This is a genomic window from Bradyrhizobium sp. AZCC 1721, from assembly GCF_036924715.1.
GTDB lineage: Bacteria > Pseudomonadota > Alphaproteobacteria > Rhizobiales > Xanthobacteraceae > Bradyrhizobium.
This window is the reverse complement of sequence record NZ_JAZHSB010000001.1, coordinates 3,218,377-3,238,499: the sequence shown is the minus strand read 5'-3', so window position 1 is coordinate 3,238,499 and position 20,123 is coordinate 3,218,377. Positions and strand designations below refer to the sequence as shown.

General features: G+C 62.9%; 20 protein-coding genes. 6 read left to right on the top strand and 14 right to left on the bottom strand.

Annotated elements, in window-relative coordinates; translation table 11 throughout:
• The first annotated feature begins 36 nt into the window (after positions 1–36).
• From radA to V1273_RS15275, 5 genes are all read left to right on the top strand, one after another.
• Complete coding sequence (gene radA / locus V1273_RS15295; RefSeq protein ID WP_065729777.1) at positions 37–1,500, top strand: DNA repair protein RadA; 1,464 nt, start codon at positions 37–39, stop codon at positions 1,498–1,500.
• A 165-nt stretch (positions 1,501–1,665) separates the two neighbouring features.
• On the top strand, positions 1,666–2,295 hold the full coding sequence (locus V1273_RS15290; RefSeq protein WP_028346521.1) for a CvpA family protein: 630 nt from the start codon (positions 1,666–1,668) through the stop codon (positions 2,293–2,295).
• Between the two features lie 31 nt (positions 2,296–2,326).
• The gene (purF, locus tag V1273_RS15285) at positions 2,327–3,832 is read left to right on the top strand and encodes an amidophosphoribosyltransferase (RefSeq protein WP_334369261.1); all 1,506 of its coding nucleotides are present in this window, start codon (positions 2,327–2,329) and stop codon (positions 3,830–3,832) included.
• Between the two features lie 157 nt (positions 3,833–3,989).
• Positions 3,990–4,730, top strand: coding sequence for an SDR family NAD(P)-dependent oxidoreductase (locus tag V1273_RS15280; RefSeq protein WP_334410118.1), 741 nt, complete (start codon positions 3,990–3,992; stop codon positions 4,728–4,730).
• Between the two features lie 394 nt (positions 4,731–5,124).
• Positions 5,125–6,351: an ABC transporter substrate-binding protein gene (locus V1273_RS15275; protein ID WP_334410117.1), complete on the top strand. Its 1,227-nt coding sequence runs from the start codon at positions 5,125–5,127 to the stop codon at positions 6,349–6,351.
• Positions 6,352–6,433: 82 nt separating this feature from the next.
• Here V1273_RS15275 and V1273_RS15270 read toward each other — a convergent pair whose 3' ends face one another.
• The 6 genes from V1273_RS15270 to V1273_RS15245 form a co-directional block, all read right to left on the bottom strand.
• Positions 6,434–7,657: a TCR/Tet family MFS transporter gene (locus V1273_RS15270; protein ID WP_334410116.1), complete on the bottom strand. Its 1,224-nt coding sequence runs from the start codon at positions 7,655–7,657 to the stop codon at positions 6,434–6,436.
• 106 nt (positions 7,658–7,763) lie between these two features.
• Positions 7,764–8,120: a hypothetical protein gene (locus V1273_RS15265; RefSeq protein ID WP_334410115.1), complete on the bottom strand. Its 357-nt coding sequence runs from the start codon at positions 8,118–8,120 to the stop codon at positions 7,764–7,766.
• Between the two features lie 16 nt (positions 8,121–8,136).
• On the bottom strand, positions 8,137–9,135 hold the full coding sequence (locus V1273_RS15260) for a hypothetical protein (protein WP_334410113.1): 999 nt from the start codon (positions 9,133–9,135) through the stop codon (positions 8,137–8,139).
• Between the two features lie 135 nt (positions 9,136–9,270).
• Entirely contained in the window at positions 9,271–10,653 is a 1,383-nt protein-coding gene (gene der / locus V1273_RS15255) for a ribosome biogenesis GTPase Der (RefSeq protein WP_065745089.1), read from the bottom strand.
• A gap of 55 nt (positions 10,654–10,708) precedes the next feature.
• Complete coding sequence (locus V1273_RS15250; protein ID WP_334410112.1) at positions 10,709–11,230, bottom strand: hypothetical protein; 522 nt, start codon at positions 11,228–11,230, stop codon at positions 10,709–10,711.
• A gap of 29 nt (positions 11,231–11,259) precedes the next feature.
• Positions 11,260–11,913 (bottom strand): tetratricopeptide repeat protein, encoded by a 654-nt coding sequence (locus V1273_RS15245; RefSeq protein ID WP_334410111.1) that lies wholly within the window; start codon positions 11,911–11,913, stop codon positions 11,260–11,262.
• Positions 11,914–12,152: 239 nt separating this feature from the next.
• Here V1273_RS15245 and V1273_RS15240 point away from each other — a divergent pair, with 239 nt between their 5' ends.
• Complete coding sequence (locus V1273_RS15240) at positions 12,153–13,013, top strand: hypothetical protein (RefSeq protein ID WP_334368424.1); 861 nt, start codon at positions 12,153–12,155, stop codon at positions 13,011–13,013.
• On the opposite strand, the gene V1273_RS15235 is transcribed toward V1273_RS15240, so the two are convergent.
• From V1273_RS15235 to V1273_RS15200, 8 genes are all read right to left on the bottom strand, one after another.
• Positions 13,010–14,605, bottom strand: a complete 1,596-nt coding sequence (locus tag V1273_RS15235; RefSeq protein WP_334368423.1) for a class I adenylate-forming enzyme family protein — start codon at positions 14,603–14,605, stop codon at positions 13,010–13,012. The genes V1273_RS15240 and V1273_RS15235 overlap by 4 nt on opposite strands.
• Positions 14,606–14,616: 11 nt before the next feature.
• Positions 14,617–15,438, bottom strand: coding sequence for a 3-methyl-2-oxobutanoate hydroxymethyltransferase (panB, locus tag V1273_RS15230; protein ID WP_334410110.1), 822 nt, complete (start codon positions 15,436–15,438; stop codon positions 14,617–14,619).
• 1 nt (position 15,439) lies between these two features.
• Positions 15,440–16,024 (bottom strand): NnrU family protein, encoded by a 585-nt coding sequence (locus V1273_RS15225; protein WP_334368421.1) that lies wholly within the window; start codon positions 16,022–16,024, stop codon positions 15,440–15,442.
• 84 nt (positions 16,025–16,108) lie between these two features.
• The gene (locus tag V1273_RS15220; RefSeq protein ID WP_334368420.1) at positions 16,109–16,711 is read right to left on the bottom strand and encodes a hypothetical protein; all 603 of its coding nucleotides are present in this window, start codon (positions 16,709–16,711) and stop codon (positions 16,109–16,111) included.
• 72 nt (positions 16,712–16,783) lie between these two features.
• A complete protein-coding gene (locus V1273_RS15215) occupies positions 16,784–17,341 on the bottom strand; it encodes a TetR/AcrR family transcriptional regulator (RefSeq protein WP_334410109.1) in 558 nt (185 codons plus the stop codon).
• Between the two features lie 59 nt (positions 17,342–17,400).
• Positions 17,401–17,718 carry a hypothetical protein gene (locus tag V1273_RS15210; protein WP_334410107.1) on the bottom strand — a complete coding sequence of 106 codons (318 nt, stop codon included), beginning with the start codon at positions 17,716–17,718 and terminating at the stop codon, positions 17,401–17,403.
• A complete protein-coding gene (locus V1273_RS15205; protein ID WP_334410106.1) occupies positions 17,600–18,124 on the bottom strand; it encodes an enoyl-CoA hydratase-related protein in 525 nt (174 codons plus the stop codon). Before V1273_RS15205 ends, V1273_RS15210 begins: the two co-directional genes overlap by 119 nt.
• 261 nt (positions 18,125–18,385) lie before the next feature.
• The gene (locus tag V1273_RS15200) at positions 18,386–20,005 is read right to left on the bottom strand and encodes a peptide chain release factor 3 (RefSeq protein WP_334368417.1); all 1,620 of its coding nucleotides are present in this window, start codon (positions 20,003–20,005) and stop codon (positions 18,386–18,388) included.
• Positions 20,006–20,123: the final 118 nt, after the last annotated feature.

Below are 20,123 nucleotides of genomic sequence, written 5' to 3'. Positions count from 1 at the left end.
ATCGCCCACTCGACCAGGACAGCGACTCACCCCTCTATGGCCAAATCCACCCTCTCCTTCGTCTGCCAGAACTGCGGCGCGGCGTATAACCGCTGGCAGGGCAAGTGCGATTCCTGCGGCGAGTGGAACACGCTTGCCGAGGAAGACACCACCGGCGCGACCTCGATGCCGGTCTCGGTCCGCTCCCGGCGCAAGGGCCGGACGTTTGCGCTGGAATCGCTGACAGGAAAAAGCAATGACGCCCCTCGCCTGCCTTCCGGGATGACCGAGCTCGATCGTGTCACCGGCGGCGGTTTTGTCCGCGGCTCGGTGCTGTTGGTCGGCGGCGATCCCGGCATCGGAAAGTCAACGCTGCTCACGCAGGCTACCAGCATGCTGGCCCGCGCAGGCCACCGCGCGGTCTATATATCGGGCGAAGAGGCCGTGGCGCAGGTGCGGCTGCGCGCCGAGCGGCTGGGCTTGGCCGACGCGCCGGTGCAGCTCGCCGCCGAAACCTCGGTCGAGGACATCGTCTCGACGCTGTCGGAAGGCGCGGTGCCGCGCCTGATCGTGATCGATTCGATCCAGACCATGTGGACAGACACGGTGGAGTCGGCGCCGGGAACGGTGACGCAGGTCCGCGCCTCGGCACAGGCGCTCATTCGTTTCGCCAAGAAAACCGGTGCTGCGATCATCTTGGTCGGACACGTCACCAAGGACGGCCAAATCGCGGGCCCCCGCGTGGTCGAGCACATGGTCGACGCGGTACTGTCGTTCGAGGGCGAAGGCTCGCAGCATTTCCGCATTTTGCGCGCGATGAAGAATCGTTTTGGCCCGACCGATGAAATCGGCGTGTTCGAGATGACGGGGCTCGGCCTTCGCGAGGTCTCCAACCCCTCGGAATTGTTCCTCTCGGAGCGCGATCTGGGCAGCCCGGGAACCGCGGTTTTCGCCGGGATCGAAGGCACCCGCCCCGTGCTGGTGGAATTGCAGGCATTGGTGGCGCCGACCACGCTCGGCACCCCCCGGCGGGCCGTAGTGGGTTGGGATCCGAGCCGGCTGTCGATGGTGCTGGCGGTGCTCGAGGCCCATTGCGGGGTCAAACTGTCCGGCTACGACGTTTATCTGAACGTGGCGGGGGGCCTGCGAATCCAGGAGCCCGCGGCCGACCTCGCGGCGGCCGCCGCCCTGGTGTCCTCGTTGGTAAATGCGCCGTTACCGACGGATGCGGTCTATTTCGGCGAGATTTCGCTCTCGGGCGCGGTCCGGCCGGTGGCGCAGACCTCCGCCCGATTGAAGGAGGCCGCGAAACTGGGCTTTGGCCGCGCTGTTCTGCCCGAATCGGCGCGCGGCGAGGTCGGCGGCGATGGCGGGCTTGCGCTGAACAGCATCGGCGGACTAACCAGCCTGGTGGCTGAAATCGCGGCGCGCGGCAGCCCGAGAGGCAACCGCGACACCAGTCGCGAGGGTGCGGCAGAGAAAAATGCCACACCAGCGCGATTCCGTCGTGAAAACAGCTAAAGCGGCGTGACGCGCCCGCCCCTCGCCGCTATACAACGCGCGCGAAAGGCGGGCGGGATGGCACGATTTCCGGCCTTGCGGGATACGCCGTCTGCCCCTCACTTGGGGTGACCCTGAGCCGCCGATTCGCTGCCTAAAGGACTTACGAGCGGACCTGACCAGCCGATGCCGATAACGATACTCGATCTCGTCCTGCTCGGAGTGATGCTGATTTCGGGGCTGCTCGCCATGGTGCGCGGCTTCATGCGCGAAATCCTGTCGATCGCGGCCTGGGGCGCGGCGGCGCTGGTGACGCTGTATGCCTTCTCGAAGCTGCTGCCGACCGCCAAAGCCTATTTCAACAATGATACGGTGGCAGCCGTAGCGGTGGTGGCCGGCACCTTCATCGGCACCCTGATCGTCGTTTCCGTGATCACGGTGCGGATTTCGGACATGATCCTGGATTCCCGGATTGGCGCGCTGGATCGCACCCTCGGCTTCCTGTTCGGGCTCGGCCGCGGGCTGCTGATCGTGGTGGTCGCCTTCCTGTTCTTTAGCTGGCTGGTCCCGGACAAGCAGCGGCCGGACTGGATCACCAACGCGAAGTCTCGAACAGTGCTGGATGGAACCGGGCAGTGGTTAATGTCGCTCTTGCCTGATGACCCCGAGAACACCATTTTAAAGAGATTCAAGAAGAATAAACCGGAAGACGATCAAACTGACGCCGACCAGGCAGCCCCTGCATCCGGCGATGGCTACAGCAAACCTGCCCGCGACAGCCTTAAAAAGCTGATCGAAAAACCCGCGGGCCGCTAATTCTGGCCAAAATAGAGAGGCGATGGACGCGATGCAAAACCCTTCCGATCCCGCCGGGCAACTCGATCTAAATCCTGGCATCGAGTTGCAGGACGATCTCGAAGGCGACACGCTACGTGAGGAATGCGGCGTGTTCGGCATCTTCGGCCACCCCGAAGCCGCTGCCATCACGGCGCTCGGACTACACGCCCTCCAGCATCGCGGCCAGGAAGCCGCCGGCATTGTCTCCTTCGACGGTAGCCGTTTCCATTCCGAACGCCGCCTTGGCCTCGTCGGCGATACCTTCTCCCGCCGCGAGGTGATCGAGCGCCTGCCCGGCATCGTAGCGGTCGGCCATGTCCGCTATTCCACGACCGGCGCGACCATCCTGCGCAACGTGCAGCCGCTGTTCGCCGAGCTCAATGCCGGCGGTTTTGCGGTCGGCCATAATGGCAATCTCACCAACGGGCTGACGCTGCGCCGCGAACTGGTGAAGAACGGCGCCATGATGCAGTCGACCACGGACACCGAAGTGATCCTGCACCTGGTCGCGCAGTCCAAACGCAGCCGCTTCATCGACCGCTTTATTGAGGCGCTGCGCGCCATCGAAGGCGCCTATTCGCTGGTATCGCTGACCAACAAGAAGCTGGTCGGCGCACGCGATCCGCTCGGTATCCGTCCGCTGGTGCTTGGTGATCTCGACGGCTGTCCGATCCTGACTTCGGAGACCTGCGCGCTTGACATGATCGGCGCGAAATATGTGCGCGATGTCGAGCCCGGCGAAATCGTCGTGTTCGACGAAGAGGGCGCCCACAGCCACAAGCCGTTTCCGCCGAAACCGCCGCGGCCCTGCATTTTCGAATACATCTACTTCTCACGGCCGGATTCGATCGTCGGCGGCCGTTCGGTCTATGAGGTCCGAAAAGCCTTCGGCGCGCAACTCGCCCGCGAAAGCCATGTCGAGGTCGACGTCGTCGTGCCGGTGCCGGATTCCGGCGTGCCGGCGGCGGTCGGCTACAGCCAGCATTCCGGCGTGCCGTTCGAACTCGGCATCATCCGCAACCACTATGTCGGCCGCACCTTCATCCAGCCGACGCAGAGCGTGCGCGAGCTCGGCGTGCGCATGAAGCATTCGGCCAATCGCGCCGCGATCGAAGGCAAGCGGATCATCCTGATCGACGATTCACTGGTGCGCGGCACCACGTCGAAGAAGATCGTGCGCATGATGCGCGACGCCGGTGCGCGCGAGGTGCATTTCCGGCTCGCTTCGCCGCCGATCCTCTATCCCGACTATTACGGCATCGACCTGCCGGACCGCGGCGGGCTTCTCGCGGCCACCCATACGCTGGAAGAGATGCGCGACATCATCGGCGCGGATTCGCTGGCGTTCCTGTCGATCGACGGCCTGTACCGCGCCATGGGCGAACCGGGGCGCGACCCCGCCAATCCCAAATTCTCCGACCATTGCTTCACGGGTGCCTATCCGACGCACCTCACCGACCAGACCCAGGTCGAACCGCAGCCGCGCCAGCTCTCGCTCTTGGCAGAGGCGAGCTGAGAACACCCAACGGTGTCGTCCCTGCGAAAGCAGGGACCCATAACCACAGGCCTTCGTTTTTCCGGATGCCATTAGTTATTGACACCTCCTCACCTCATGAGCGCCGCGGCGTATGGGTCCCTGCTTTCGCAGGGACGACGATGATCGAGCTAGTTCAATGACCAAACCCCTCGCCTCCCGCATTGCGCTCGTCACCGGCGCCTCACGCGGCATCGGCTATGCCGCGGCGCTCGCGCTGGCAAAGGCCGGCGCGTACATCATTGCCGTCGCACGCACACAAGGCGGCCTTGAGGAACTCGATGACGAGATCCGCAAAGACGGCGGCAGCGCCACGCTGGTGCCGCTCAACCTCACCGATTTCGACGGCATCGCGCGGCTCGGCGCGGCGCTGCATGAACGCCACGGAAAGCTCGACATTCTCGTCGGCAATGCCGGGGTCGCCGGCCCCTCCTCGCCGCTCGGACATATCGAGCTGAAGCCCTGGAACGACGTGTTCGCAATAAACGTGACTGCTAACTTCCAACTCATCCGCTGCATGGATCCGCTGCTCAAGGTCTCGGACGCCGGCCGCGCCGTCTTCGTCACTTCGGGCGCCGCCAGCAAGGCCAACGCCTATCAGGGACCCTACGCGGCCTCGAAGGCGGCGCTGGACACGCTGGTGCGCTCATGGGCCAACGAGACCGCAAGCACGAAACTGCGCGTCAACCTGTTCAGCCCCGGCCCTATCCGCACCCGCATGCGCGCCAGCGTCTTCCCCGGCGAAGACCCGATGACGCTGGATACGCCGGAACAGGCGGCTGAATTCATCGTGCCGATGTGTGCGCCGGAATGGACCGAGACCGGCAAGCTCTATGACTACAAGACCCGCACACTGATGAGTTTTCATCCGCCGGCTTGAGCATCTTACGAGCTCTCTCATTGTAAGCGCAGCGGCTTGTCCGCCGAAGCTTTGGCGAATGCGGAAAGCTATCCATTTCGCCGCTTGTTGAGACATGAATTCGCCCTCCCCCGTGCATTGCGTGAAACTCGCCAATGACGGGTTGCTCTTTGTCTGCGATCGCATGAACGACCGCATCCAGTTGTTCAGAAAAGATGGAACCTTCGTTAAGGAATGGTTTTACGGAAAGAATGCCCGGGGCAACGGTGCGGTGTGAGACATCGCGATCTGGCCCGAGTTGACGCCGGACGCGCTACGATAGGTGCCTTGCCCGCGGTTCTGAGAAGGACTATCGCAAAAGCCGCTGGCAGGTTCCGAAAAGAGAGCCGGCGAACAACATTTCTGGAGGAATACCATGACGACTGGAATTGCGCGGCGCTTCGCCGCTTCCGTGGCGCTTGCCGCACTCGCCCTGGCGACGCCAGCACTGGCCCAGGACAAGACCGTCAAGATCGGCGTGCTGAATGACATGTCGAGCCTCTATGCCGACATTGGCGGCCCCAATTCGGTGGCTGCAGCGAAGATGGCGATTGACGATTCCGGCCTCGCCGCCAAGGGTTGGAAGATCGATCTGGTCAGTGGCGATCACCAGAACAAGCCCGACGTCGGCGTCAACATCGCCAGGCAGTGGATCGACAACGACAAGGTCGACGTCATCGCCGACACACCGAACTCCGGCGTCGCGCTCGCGGTGAGCAACCTCGTCAAGGACAAGAACGTCGTCCTGCTCAATTCGGGCGCTGCCACAGCCGATCTCACCGGCAAGGCCTGCACGCCGAACACGATTTCCTTTACCTACGACACCTACATGCTGGCCAACGGAACCGGCAAGGCGCTGACCAAAGCCGGTGGCGATAGCTGGTTCTTCCTGACCGCAGACTACGCGTTCGGACATGCGCTGGAACGCGACACCTCGGCGGTCGTCACCGCCAGCGGCGGCAAGGTGCTGGGCGGAGTCAGGCATCCGCTGAATACGTCGGACTTCTCGTCGTTCCTGTTGCAGGCGCAGTCCTCGAAGGCAAAGGTGGTTGGCCTTGCCAACGCTGGCGGCGACACCACCAATGCGATCAAGCAGGCTTCCGAATTCGGTATCGTTGCGGGCGGTCAGAAGCTTGCGGCGCTCCTGCTCTTCATTAACGACGTTCACTCGTTGGGCTTGAAGACCGCGCAAGGTCTGACGTTCACGGAATCGTTTTACTGGGACCTGAACGACAAGACGCGCGAATGGTCCAAGCGCTTCCAGAAAGTATCATCGAAAGGCACGATGCCCTCGATGACGGTGGCCGGGGTTTATGCAGTGGTGCTGCACTATCTCAAGACGCTCGACGCGATGGGCGGCAATCCGCATGACGGCGCCAAGGTCGTCGCCAAGATGAAGGAATTGCCGACCGATGATCCACTGTTCGGCAAGGGCCCGCTGCGCGCCGACGGCCGCCGTCTCATTCCGGCCTATCTGTTCGAGGTGAAGAAGCCGGAAGAGTCGAAGGGGCCGTGGGATTACTACAAGCAGATCGCCACGATCTCGGCGGAAGACGCCGCCAAGCCGCTCGAAGCCAGCGAGTGCCCGCTGGTAAAGAAGTAAGAATTGTAGGGTGGGTTAGCGAAGCGTAACCCACCTCTTTTCACGCAAGCGAGCGGTGGGTTACGCCTTCGGCTAACCCACCCTACTTTTTCAGCGTGCGCCACGCAATCAACAGCGCGAGCCCCAACAGTGCTGCCGCCAGCAGGAACGGCGCGCCCGGCAATTTCACCGGCGCCTGGTCGCTGATGAAATAGGCAAAGGTCAGCGTGAACAGGAACGGTCCCGCCATCTGGGCGATGCTGTTGACGCTGTTGGTCGCGCCCTGCAACTGGCCCTGCTGATCCGGCGCAACGAGCTGCGTCGTCAGGGCCTGGATCGCCGCGCCTGCCACGCCCCACAGCGCCATAACGGGAATGCCGGTCCAGAACAACAGCCCGGTCGGCGCCGCGCCATAGATGAAGAATCCCAGCCCGCCGCTAGCGAGCCCGAGCAGCAGCGCGCTGCGCTCGCCAAGACGCGTGACGATCGGCCCGACGCCCGCACCCTGCACCACCATGGCGCACACGCCAACCAGAGCCAGCGTGAGCCCCACCGTTGTCGTGTCCCAGCCATACCGATAGGTGGCGTAGAGCACGAAGGTGGAAGGCAGCACCACATGCGCGACCTGGCCAAAGAAATTCGCCAGCGACAGGCCAGCGAGAATCCGGTTCGAGCGCAACAGATGCAATGCGCCGAGCGGACTGGCGCTCTTCCAGTGGAACGGCGCGCGCCGATCCCGCGGCAGCGACTCGGGGAGGATCAGCCAGCCATATAGCGCGTTCGCAAAGCTCAGGCCCGCCGCGACCCAGAACGGCAGACGCGGATCCATGCCGCCGAGCAGGCCGCCGATGGCGGGGCCGAGAATGAATCCGGCGCCGAACGCCGCGCCAATCTTGCCGAACACCGCGGCACGCCGTTCCGGCGGCGTCACATCGGCGATATAGGCAAAGGCCGTGGAAATGCTGGCCGAGGTGATGCCTGAGATCACCCGCCCGATAAACAGCCAGGTCAGCGACGGCGCCAGCGCCATCAACACGTAATCCAGCGCCAGCCCGAAATTCGATAGCAGCACCACCGGCCGGCGGCCGAACCGGTCCGAGAGCGCGCCAAGGATCGGCGAGAACAGGAACTGCATCAGCGCCCAGGCGGTGCCGAACAGGCCGAAGATCCGCGCCGCCGTCGCGGTGTCGTTGTCGACAAAACTCTCCACGATCTTGGGCAGGATCGGCAGGATCAGGCCGAGCGCGAGCATGTCGAGCAGGATGGTGACGAAGATAAAAGCCGCCGCGCCACTGCGCGGAATATCAGCCTTGGTGTTGTCGGACAAAATAGCCTCCGGCGCGCCTAAACGACACGCCTTGTTAGCGTCCGTAGTGATGCCGCAACACCCTTATTTCACTGCCAACCGCAATTTCGATCCACAGCGCGCCGGTTCAATGTTTCGAGAAATCGCACTCAAAGGGGTCCTTCGCCTGAACAACCGGCGCCGCGGCTAGCTTTCGCGCCGCCACTGCTGCGCGTGGAGCGACGCGAGGGTTTGCAATATGCTTGCCGACCGGATGCGCATGCATATCGTTCTTGACAATGAAATCTTTGACGAAATTGACCGTCGCCGGCTCAATCAGCATCATTGCCTTCTTCTTTTTCGCGGCTTTTGTGAATTTGTCCATATGACCATGGTCATCGATCACCTTCAACGCTCGGATCACGTCGTGCAGGCCGATTTTCATCGGCTTTTTTCCCTTCATGTAAGTCGGTTTTACCTTCGCTTTCTTCGCTTTCTTGGCCATTGCAATTCTCCCTGCACTACCGAGGAACGACAATTGTGCGAGTAAACAATTTACTGGTGAGTACCTGATTGACTGCTTCGGCTGCTTTCTGTTCTGCGCGTCCGCCGGATGCCGTCAGCAAGGGTGTAAATAGTGTCGCGCGCAGCGACGCCACCTGCGGCAAACTTCCCTTGTCGATCGCCAGACCGATTGTGACCTTATGCAAATCTATCCGGCTAAGTTTGCCAGTGATACTGGCATCCGTAACGCTGAGGCCGGTCCCGAGCGGCGCAAACGTGACCTTTGGTGTCGCCGAACCCGAAACAGTCGTGGTGAACTCAAGAGCGTCGACCAACGTTGGAGGCCCCTCGCCGCTCGACGTATTGCCTTGAAGATTTGCAAACAAGGTCATGTTGATGAAGTCGTGAACCATGTTCTCGATGCCGACCCTTCCAGCAATCGGATAGACATAGTTTTCAGTCACCATGAATTTCTTGTTGCAGTAGTCGTTCCCGACGTTTCGGATTAGGCCACCAAACGTGTCTGTGACAGTAAACGCCCGGGTATTTACCCGCTGACGATTGAAACCGGCTGAAACTCCAACGGTGAGAGTAGAGTCGGTAAAGGGCTTTAAGAGGTTGATCTCGGTCCCGAGATCGTTGTTCTCAGTCATTTCAAGATTGAAGTTGTAGGCAACGCCGGTATCGTAGAAGAGCCGGACCACCGAACGAATGTACGGGTTGCGGAAATCCTTGTACGAGAAGCCAGAGATGGGTCGCGTGCCGTCTTGATACTCAAGAGCAATCCGCTGGACATCAGGGTCCGGCGTGTAGTTCCTCAATCCATCAATTGCTGAGCTAATCACCGCGGCCCGCGCCTCACAGCGGATTTGCCTGACAATGTGATAGGTTGGAACACCCGTGACGTCCTCCGGTAGCGGGTGAATCGCGCAGCCGGATACAAAGAAAGACGCGGTCAACGCCGCAACGATCAAATATCTTTTCACAATGCGCCCCACAGTATGCTTGAAACGCAATCAGTTGTTTTTCTAGTTTTAAAAACTCAGGATTGCACCGTTGCGCTGCGCTGTCTAGAAGCCGTGGCCAAGATTGTGCAACTGTGTCTTTTGGGTAACCCGGGAGAAGCTAGGCGGCGTCCAACTACGTGCCGCTTATGAGGGCCGCTTGCGCTTATGCGCGAACGGATTGGCCTTTTCGCGCAGCGTGATGCGGATCGGCGTGCCCGGCAGGTCAAAAGCCTCGCGCAGGCTGTTGGTGAGATAGCGCAAGTAGGATTGCGGCACGGCGTCCGCGCGCGAGCAGAACAGCACGAAGCTCGGCGGGCGCCCCTTGGTCTGCGTGATGTAGTTCAGCTTCAGCCGGCGACCTGACACTGCGGGCGGCGGGTTGGCATCGACTGCCTGCTCGAACCAGCGATTGAGCGCGGCCGTAGGCACGCGCTTGTTCCAGACTGCGTAGGCATCCTGGATTGCGGTCATCAGGCGATCGATGCCCTCGCCCAGCAAGCCGGACACGGCGACGATGGGGACACCTTTCACCTGCGGCAACCAGTGATCGGCATCGCTGCGTAGCGCCGAAATCAGATGCGGCTTGCGCTCCATCAAATCCCATTTGTTGACCGCGAGCACGATCGCCCGCCCCTCGCGCTCGATCAGATCGGCGATGCGCAAATCCTGTTCCTCGAACCGGTTCTGCGCATCCATCATCATCACGACGACTTCGGCAAAGCGCACGGCGCGCAGCGCGTCCGCCACCGACAATTTTTCCAGCTTCTCCTCGATCCGCGAGCGCCGCCTTAAGCCCGCAGTATCGAATACGCGGAAATCGCGTCCCTGCCAGGTGATCTCCACCGAAATGGAATCGCGCGTGGTGCCGGCCTCGGCGCTGGTCAACAGCCGCTCCTCGCCGAGCAGATGATTGATCAGCGTCGACTTGCCGGCATTGGGACGGCCGACGATGGCGACGCGGATCGGACGCTGGGCGAGATCCTCGTCCGATACGATATCGTCGTCGTCGAACTCTTCCCGCTCTTCAGCCGGCTCCGGCATCAGTGCGGCGAGCGCGTCGTAGAGATCGCTCAAGCCCTCGCCATGCTCGGCCGAAATCTGCACGGGATCGCCGAGCCCCAGCGCGTAGGATTCCATCGCGCCGATTTCGCCGTGCTTGCCCTCGCTCTTGTTGGCGACCAGCACCACCGGCTTGTTGGCGCGGCGCGCGAAATCGGCAAAGGCGCGATCGTTCGGCGTCAGGCCCGCACGGGCGTCGATCACGAACATCAGCGCATCGGCCAGGCCGATCGCGGCTTCGGTCTGCTCCTGCATTCGTGCCGTGAGCGAGCCCTTGGCGCCCTCGTCGAGGCCGGCGGTATCGATCACGGTGAATTCGAGATCGCCGAGACGCGCGCTTCCCTCGCGGCGATCGCGGGTGACGCCGGGCTCGTCGTCCACCAGCGCGAGCTTCTGCCCGACCAGCCGGTTGAACAGCGTCGACTTGCCGACGTTGGGTCGGCCGATGATGGCGATCGTAAAGGACATAAATGATCCAAACGCCCGTTTCTGAAGGGCGTGTCAATCGAACGAAAACAACAAATTAGCGCGAGAAACTACCGCTCGGCATCGGAGCCGGGAAAGCCGATTGTTGTGAGGATTGCGCGGGCGCGGCCGATTGATCGGGCGGTGGAGCCGTGGTGCGCTTGCGCACGATCTTGGCCGGCTTGGGCGCCGGCGGCGCAGCGGCGGTGCTGCCCTCTTCCTCGGGCGCGACGTCGGGGTCCGCAGCGGCGGGTGCGGCAGCCTGCTTGCCCTTGGATTTCGCGCCACGCTTCGATTTCGGCTCTTCCGGCGGAGGAGCCGCAGCGGCAGCCTGCGCATTCGGGTCATCAACCTGTTGGTTGGCGCCCCTATAGAGATCCTTCGGCACGCCCTGCTCAAGGCCCGGCACACCTTCGGGAAACACCGGCTTGCGCTCACCGGGCAATTTCTTCTTGGTGTCGAGGAAGTCGAGCATGTCGGTGGGATCGAAATTGCCCAAACCGCCACCGCCGCAGCCTGCCAGCGCGCCGGAAAGCGCGACGAGAATGGCGGCTGCGATCAAACGTTGCGGGCGGCGCATGGTCGGTTTCCCACTCAACTCGTTCTCCGTCAGCTCTTGGCGACCGGCGGCAGCAAGGCCTGTAGCGCTTCGGCACGCGAGCGCAGGCTCGGCGGCGTCTCACCGTCATTGGCGATCATATCCAGCCATTGCCGCGTCGCTCCGGCATCATTGGCGCGCCAAGCCGATAGCGCCAGCAATTCGCGCGCGGTATGGCGGAACGTGGCGCCCGGCGCGGCAGCGGCTTCGAGGCGGTCTTTCATGTTGGGATAGCTGGTGCTTTCCAACAGCAACTGGGCCGCGCGAATCCGCGCGAGATCCTGCTCGGCGACACCGACGCTGCGGTCAGCGGCAATCTCGTCGAACAGCTTTGCCGCGGCCTGCGGATCGCGGTTGGCGACTTCCGCCGCCATGCGCAACCGTGCCAGCACGCGGTAGCCGAACGGCGCCTTCGCAACGAGATCGGCGAACGCGACTTCGGCCTCGGCGTGCTTGTTGGCTTCCGAAAGCTCGACCGCCTTGTCGAACGCCGCCCCTGCCTCGGCCGCCTTCTTGGACTCCAGATACTGGTAGCCACGCCAGCCGCCGACGGCGGCGATGATCAAAATCAGGCCGGCGATGATCAGAAGCGAATACCGGTCCCACAGCCTTTTGAGCTGCTCGCGACGGACCTCCTCGTCTACTTCATCAAATAATTCAGACACTTAAAGATATCCCATCCCCGGGGAACCGCAGCTTCGGCGGCAGTATCGCACGCCCGATCCCGCATGGCCGGGGCGTAGCCTATCGATATGGCGGTGGCAAGGCAAAGCGAGGCGGATCAAAGCGTTAACAGCGGCTCCCAACCGCCTCCGAAATCGGCCGGCAATGTTGACATCGCGGTTCAAAGTTTGGCGTAATCCCGGCCGCTTCCATTGTCGATCCGTACTTTTTCAGGTGTTTCATGCCTCGCCACGCGCTGGTTTCGATGCTGCTTGCCTTCGGCCTGGTACCCCTGGCGGCCGCAGCGTCACTGGCCGAGGACTTCAAGCCGAAGGCGCCCGAGACGGCATTCTCGGGCAAGCTGCGCCCCGACATTTTGGGTATCTCGACCGAATCGAACGCCGAATCCGCCCGCGCCATTTTTGATTCGCTGTTCAAGGGCCGGACCGACACCAAGACCGACATCCAGCAGCAGAAGTTCGGCGGCGCCAGCTATGTCTCCGCCTTGAATTTCAGCCTTCCTGCCGGTTCGAAACAGAACGGCGAGATGCTCTCGACCAGCTTCTCCTCGCCCGCGAGCGCCAACCGCGCCTATTTCGTCGCCCGCAACCTGACCTTCGCACCGGACCAGCAGCCGTCGAAGGCGGACATGATCAAGGAGATCATGGGCAAATACGGCGTGCCGACCATCGTCGGCGACCAGCATCTGTACTACATCTATCGCAAGGGCTCGATCATGTCGGTCGGCGGCAAGTACAAGGAAGCGACTGCGCTCGAAGCGATCGACAAGCCGCTCGACCCTAGGGCCGCCGTCAAGCTCAACGGCGACACCGTGCGCGGCAGTTGCGTGGCGGTCGTCAAGCGCGCCCAGACCAAAGCCAAGGAACCGGGCGCCATGCTCACCGAGGCGAAGGGCGCGAACTGCGACGGCGTGTTGAGTGTTCAGCTCGTTCCGGGCACGCTGGCCGACCGCGTCGGTATCGCCCAATTCACCCTGCTGGACGTCAAGCAGCTCGTCAGCGCCGCCGCGATCGACAGTGCCGCGCTCGCCGCCGGGCCAAGCGAGAGCGCGATGCCCAAAGGCAGCGCGCCGAAGCTCTAAGCCGCCGTGAAAGCGTCGCGGAGCTGCCGCTTCATCACCTTGCCGTTGGCATTGCGCGGCAACGGGTCCGTCCGCAGATCCATGGTTTCCGGCACCTTGTAGTCCGACAGCCGCTCGGCGCACCAGGCGCGCAGCGCTTCGCCGCTGACGGCATTCCGCGTCACGACGACGGCATGCACGCGCTCGCCTAGCACCGGGCACGGTTTTGCGATGATTGCGCTCTCGACCACGTCGGGATGGCCTGAAAGCACCGACTCGACCTCGGCGGAATAGATCTTGAGCCCGCCGCGATTGATCATGTCCTTCTGACGATCGAACACGCGCACGAAATTCTCTTCGTCGATCGAGCCGAGATCGCCGGAATGCCAGAAGCCGGCCGTAAAACTCTCCGCCGTCGCCTTCGGATTGTTCCAGTAGCCCTTGATGACGGACCCACCGTGAATCCAGATTTCGCCGATCTCGCCGCGCGGCAGTTCGCGGCCCCCGGCATCCATCACGACGATCTGCGCGCCGGGACAGGGCAAGCCGACGCTGTCGATGTGGCTGGCGGTCAATTCGCCCGGCATCATGGTCGAGGGCGACGTGGTCTCAGTCGCGCCGTAGCAATTCATCAGCTTCAGGCCGGGAATCTTGGCATCGAGTTTCTCAATGGTGGCGATCGGCATCGGCGCACCGCCAAAGCCGCCGATCCGCCAGTTCGACAGATCGTAGCTGTCGAAATCCGGCTGCAGCAGGCAGAGATTGTACATCGCCGGCACCATCACGGTGTAGGTGACCCGCTCGCGCGCGGCGAGCTTCAAATATTCCGCCGCCTTGAACTCCGCCATGATGATCAGCGCGCCTGCGCAACGGACCATGGTCATGACGTTGGCGACCACGCCCGTGACGTGCCCGAGCGGCACGGCGGCGATCGAGCGGTCCGCTTCGGTAAGCTTCATGCATGATACGAACACCATGGCCGAATGAATGATGGTGCAATGGGCGAGCATCGCGCCCTTTGGCCGCCCCGTGGTGCCCGACGTATAGAGGATCATGGCAGTGTCCTCTTCGCCGACCTCGATTGGTGCGGCCAGCGGCGCGTTGTCAGCCAGTTCGGAAAAGCGCGAAACTCGCGGGTCGTCGTCGACAACAATCCGGCGCATCACATCGGGAATATCGCTCGCATCGGGCACACGATCGGCCAAGGCCGCCTCGTGGATCAGGAGCTTTGCGCCGCAATCGGTGAGCACATAGGCGATCTCGGGCTTTTGCTGGCGGATCGAAAGCAGCACCGTCACCAGACCGGCATGGGCCGCGCCCAGCATCGTCAGCACGAATTCGATTCTGTTGCCGAGCAGCAGCGCGACGCGGTCGCCGCGCTGCAGGCCGAGTCTTTGAAATCCTGCTGCGATTTGCGCCGATTGCTGTGCGACCTCGCGCCATGTCATTCGCGTGGCGCCGCAGACCAGCGCCTCGCCGTCCGGGTTGGTCGCAACCGCTTCGGCCACCATCGCCGGAATGCTCTTGGGCCGGTCGCAAAAGACCGGGACCATCCGATCGCCAAAGCGCGGCTCGAGCCGCATCGCCGGAATGGAGTGCTGCGACCAATCCATCGCGCGCCCCGTCAGCTCTTCTTCATCTCGTAGACGTGCTCGAGTCCCGGGAAAGCGCGCGAGCGCACGTCGCTGGCGTAGCCCTGGATCGCCGCTTCGATCGCGGGGCCGAGATCGCCATAGCGGCGCACGAATTTCGGCGTCCGCGGCGACAGGCCCAGCATGTCCTCGAGCACCAGTACCTGGCCGTCGCAGGCCGCGCTGGCGCCGATGCCGATGGTCGGAATGGCGATGGTTTCCGTGATCTTGCGCGCCAGCGGCTCGGCGACCGCTTCGACCACGACCGAAAACGCACCGGCGTCCGAGATCGCCTGGGCGTCGTTCAGGATCGGATCCCAACTGCCCTCGTCGCGGCCCTGCGCGCGAAACGAGCCGAGCGTGTTGATCGATTGCGGCGTCAGTCCGATGTGGCCCATGACCGGCACGCCGCGCTCGGACAGGAACGCTACCGTTTCCGCCATGCGCACGCCGCCTTCGAGCTTCACCGCGCCGCAATGGGTCTCCTTCAATATCCGCACCGCGGAATGAAACGCCTGCTCCTTGGAGGCCTCATAGGAGCCGAACGGCATGTCCACCACGACGAGGGCATGCTTCGAGCCGCGCATCACCGCATGGCCCTGCAGGATCATCATGTCGAGCGTCACCGGCACCGTGGTCTCGAAACCGTGCATGACGTTGCCGAGGGAATCGCCGACCAGAATGACGTCGCAGTGCCGATCCACCAGCGCGGCGGTATGCGCGTGGTAGGACGTCAGCATCACGATCGGCTCGCCGTTCTTGCGCGCACGGATATCCGGCGCCGTTTTGCGCTTGATGGCAGATTGCACGGACATGTTAGGCTCCAATGACGGGAACGCCGATCACGACAGGATGGAACGCGAAGGCGAGCGCCAGATAGGCGACGAGACCGACCGCGATCGCGATCAAATCGTTGCCGGGACCGCCGACGGGAATCGGCGGGGCGCCGGCGTCGGAACGATATTTCAGCGAAATGCGATCATACACCGCCCACGCGAGAAACGAGCCGAACAGGAGGATCGAGCCGAGATCGCCATTGGCGAGCAGATGCGCCGCCGCCCACAGCTTGATGCCCGTCAACATCGGATGTTTCAGCGTCGTATAGATCCGGCCGCGGATGTAGGACGCGACAACCATGATAACCGCGGGCAGCATCAGCGCCGTCGTGATGTGCTTGAGCGCCACTGGCGGGTTCCAGAGGTCGATCCAGCCCGTTCGGCGATAAAGCGCAAAGCCCCAGATGATCAGCGCCAGACCAGCGATCGAAGCCAGCGCATAGCCGATCTTGTAGCCGCTCTCGCCCGTCGCGGAGATCACCTGCGCGCGCAGCTTGCGTTGCGTGGTAAGCGTGTGGACGCCGAAGAACAGGATCAGGCCCAGGATCAACACCAGCAGTCCCATGACGTGCCTCCCGTTGCGCGGCTGGTTTTCCGGATTATCCGGGTATCATCTTAAGGGCTTGGTGCGCAATGTGCCACGCGGCCGTTACGGCTTCTCCGCCTGCTTGCCTAGATCGCGGTTGTCGACGTAGCGGATCGCGATCGGCCGCCCGGCAAGCGCGCCGCCAAGCCCGCCGGTAAACTTCAGCGGCGTACAGGCCGCCAGCGACGCATTGATCGCGTTGAGATAGGTAGCGCGGGTGTCGGCCGGAACGCCTGCCGTGGCATAGGTCACGCGGGGCGTAGCGATGATCTCACCCGAGCGCTTGAAGCTGAACCGAACCGACATCTGCATGCCCTGACGCGCGATGTCGGAAGGTGGCGGCGACCAACAGGAGCGCAACGCCGCAAAGAGGTCGCCGATCGTATCGAGATCATGATCCGGCTTCCGGTATTTCGCGGCCTGATCCTGTGGAGGCACGCTTTCGATCGTGAGTTGCAGATTCTGGCCGTACGGATAATCGATCTCGGGAATACAGGGACCTTCGTTGAACACGCTGCAAAATGACGGCGTGCACGGCTGGCCGTCGAGCACGCTGCAGGGCGCGTGCGAAAATGGCGTGGCGTCGATCTGGCGCCGCGACTGGGCGTCGGCGGCGCTCATCCCGACGAATGTGGTGATCAGGCAGACGATGATGCACCGGAACATGCGGCCCTAAGTCCTAAGAGGCGACCCGACTAAGCTGATGCGCGCTTCGTCCCGTATCAAGGCGGACGGTGTTCACATCCCTGCGTTCATCGCGGACAGTTCCGCAATCAGGGCTTTCTCGCTGGGCTGATCGAGGACGCCGGCGGTATAGAGCGAGATGCCACCATAGAGCGTAATGTAGACCTTCATCACCGCGCGGCGACGCTCGGCCGGGCTCCCGATATCCTGGCAGAATACCCGCACGGCCTGGGCGATGACCTTGTGAACCGCGGCCTGCAGCGGCGGATTGTGCTTCATGGTGGCGTGCGGGCGGCTCGTCATCAGGGCGTACAGCCCGCGGTTGGCAAGCGCGAAGCGGACATATTTCGCGGTGTAGTCCTGTGGCGTCTCTGCCTTGACGAGGATGGCGGCGAGCCTCGTGTAGGCCTCGGCCGCAACCGCGTCGAGCAGCGCTTCGCGGTCAGCGAAATGATTGTACAGCGATCGATGCGCGACGCCGACGGCCTCCGCGACCTCGCGCAGGCTCAATTGCTCATGGCCGGCCGCGGCCACCAAACGGGTGGCGGCCTTCAGCGCTTCGGATTTCAGATTGCCATGGCGATAGGTCGCCCGGCGCGGCTTTGCGGTCATGCTCCCTTCATACAAAGGCATGAGACGCGACGCCACTGCCAGGCGGCCGAAGCTTTCCGTCAGGCCGATGCCTGTTTGGCAACGCGGTCCTCGCCGTACTGCGGCGTAATGTCCTCGTCGATCATGGCGCGGATCATCTTGATCACCGCCCCGCGCGCCCGCGCCTTGGTGGCGGCATGGGCGGCCATGTTGAGCGTGGCGAGCGCCTGTGCGGTCTCCTCGGCGCTGCGCTCCAGCGCATCCGCCGGGACGACGCGGTCAAAGAAGCCGGCGGTGACGGCCTCCATGGGGCCGAACATCTCCCCGGTCATCACTGCCCTGCTGAAATAGGCTGGCGTCAGCCGCTGCCGTGCGATTTCGATTGCAAAACGCGGCACGGTGAGCCCGATCGCGACCTCGTTCATGCCGATCCGGTAGTCGCCCGGCGGCAATCCGGTGGTCGCTGGACATGATCAGGAAAGCCCCCATCGGATAGGCATTACCCTGGCATGCCGCCACCACCGGCGTCGGGAACGAGAGGATGCGCAAGGCCAGTTCCGCGCCCGCTTTCACCATCAGATATTGGTCCTGGGCGCTGCCTTTGGCGAAGACGTTGAGGTCGAATCCTCCTGAAAAATGCTTGCCGCGGGCCTTCAGGATCACCACCGTCTTGTCCTTTTCCGCCTGATCGAAGGCCACATGCAGGGCGTTGAGCATGGCAAGCGACATCACATTGGCCTTGCCATCGTCGATCACGACGGTGCCGAACGGGCCGGAACGGGAATAGGTTGCGAGATCAGTCATGGGCGGTCTCCCTTTTCCAAAAAAGCATCCAGTGGATACTTCCGGAGGCGAGGCAGCGGCACAAGAGGCTTATCAAGGCTGCATGCAGGCATCCACTGGATGCATGAGTGAGCAAGCAACCAGCCCAACTGTCATCGTCCGGCTCGACCGGACGATCCAGTATTCAAGAGACGTCAGTTATTTACGGATAAGCCGCGGCGTACTGGGTCCCCCGCTTTCGCGGAGGACGACAGCGGAGATTGGTGCAGGAAGGGTGGCCGCTTACGCCTTCTTCTTCACGTCCTTGACGTTGGAGAACGTGATCCCTTCGGCGCGCTCCCTGGTATAGCCCAGGTAAAACTCGTTCTTGGCCATGAACACGGGATCGCCGTCGACGTCGTCGGCGATGCCCGAGCCGTTGGCCGCGATGAAGGCCTCTAACTTCTTGCGGTCGTCGGACGAGACCCAGCGCGCGAGCTGGAATTCCGAGACTTCGAATTCCACCGGCAGCGAATATTCCGCGTCGAGCCGTGCCTTCAGCACGTCGAGCTGCAGCGGACCGACGACGCCGACCAGCGCCGGTGCGCCGTCGCGGGGCCGGAACACCTGCACCACGCCCTCTTCCGACATCTGCTGCAGCGCCTCTTTCAGCTTCTTGGCCTTCATTGCATCCGTCAACCGCACGCGGCGGACGATTTCCGGCGCAAAACTCGGAACGCCGACGAAGGTGATGTCCTCGCCTTCCGTCAGCGTATCGCCGATCCGCAAGGTACCGTGGTTCGGAATGCCGACGACGTCGCCGGCAAACGCCTCATCGGCCACCGAGCGATCCTGCGCGAAGAAGAACTGCGGCGACGACAGCGACATGTTTTTGCCGGTCCGCACCAGCTTCGCTTTCATGCCGCGGCTGAGCTTGCCGGAGCACAGCCGTGCGAACGCGATGCGGTCGCGGTGGTTCGGATCCATATTGGCCTGGATCTTGAACACGAAGGCGCTCATGCGCGGCTCGGCTGCTTCGACCTTGCGCAAATTGCTGTCCTGCGCCCGCGGCGCCGGCGCAAACTTGCCAAGACCTTCCAGCAAGTCGCCGACGCCGAAATTGCGCAGCGCGCTGCCGAAATAGACCGGCGTCAGATGGCCCTCGCGAAACGCGTCCAGCTCGAACGGCTTGCAGGCTTCCGACACCAGCGCGAGTTCGTCCTTGATCTCGGCGACGTCGAGATTGGGGTTGCGGCCGGCAAGATCGGCGATATCGATCTGCTCGGTCGCGCCGGTCTTGGCGCCGCCGCCTTCGAGCAGGCGCACGCCGCCGTTGACGACGTCGTAGGTGCCGAGGAAGTCGCGGCCGCGACCGACCGGCCAGGTCATCGGGGTGGTGTCGAGCGCCAGCGTCTTTTCGATCTCGTCCAGCAGTTCGAACGTGTCGCGGCTCTCGCGGTCCATCTTGTTGATGAAGGTGATGATCGGAATGTCGCGCAGCCGACACACCTCGAACAGCTTTCGCGTCCGCGCCTCGATGCCCTTGGCGGCGTCGATCACCATGACGGCGGAATCGACCGCGGTCAGCGTCCGGTAGGTGTCTTCCGAGAAGTCTTCGTGGCCGGGCGTGTCCAAGAGGTTGAAGACGAGGTCCTGGAATTCGAAGGTCATCACCGAGGTCACGACCGAGATGCCGCGCTCGCGCTCGATCTTCATCCAGTCGGAACGGGTATTGCGCCGCTCGCCCTTGGCCTTGACCTGCCCTGCCAGATTGATGGCGCCGCCGAACAGCAGGAGCTTCTCGGTCAGCGTGGTTTTGCCGGCGTCCGGATGGGAGATGATCGCAAATGTGCGCCGCCGCGCGACTTCAGCTGATAGCGGCGAGCGGGACGGCGATTCGGCTGTAACGGCAATGTCGGACATGAGGCTCGAGCGTTTGGCAGGGAAAACCGCGCTGATCAAGCCTCATTTGGTGGTTGCGAGGGCTCCTGGCCAGTCCCATATCGGCAGCGGAAGGACGGCCTTCCAATTTTGCAGCTCA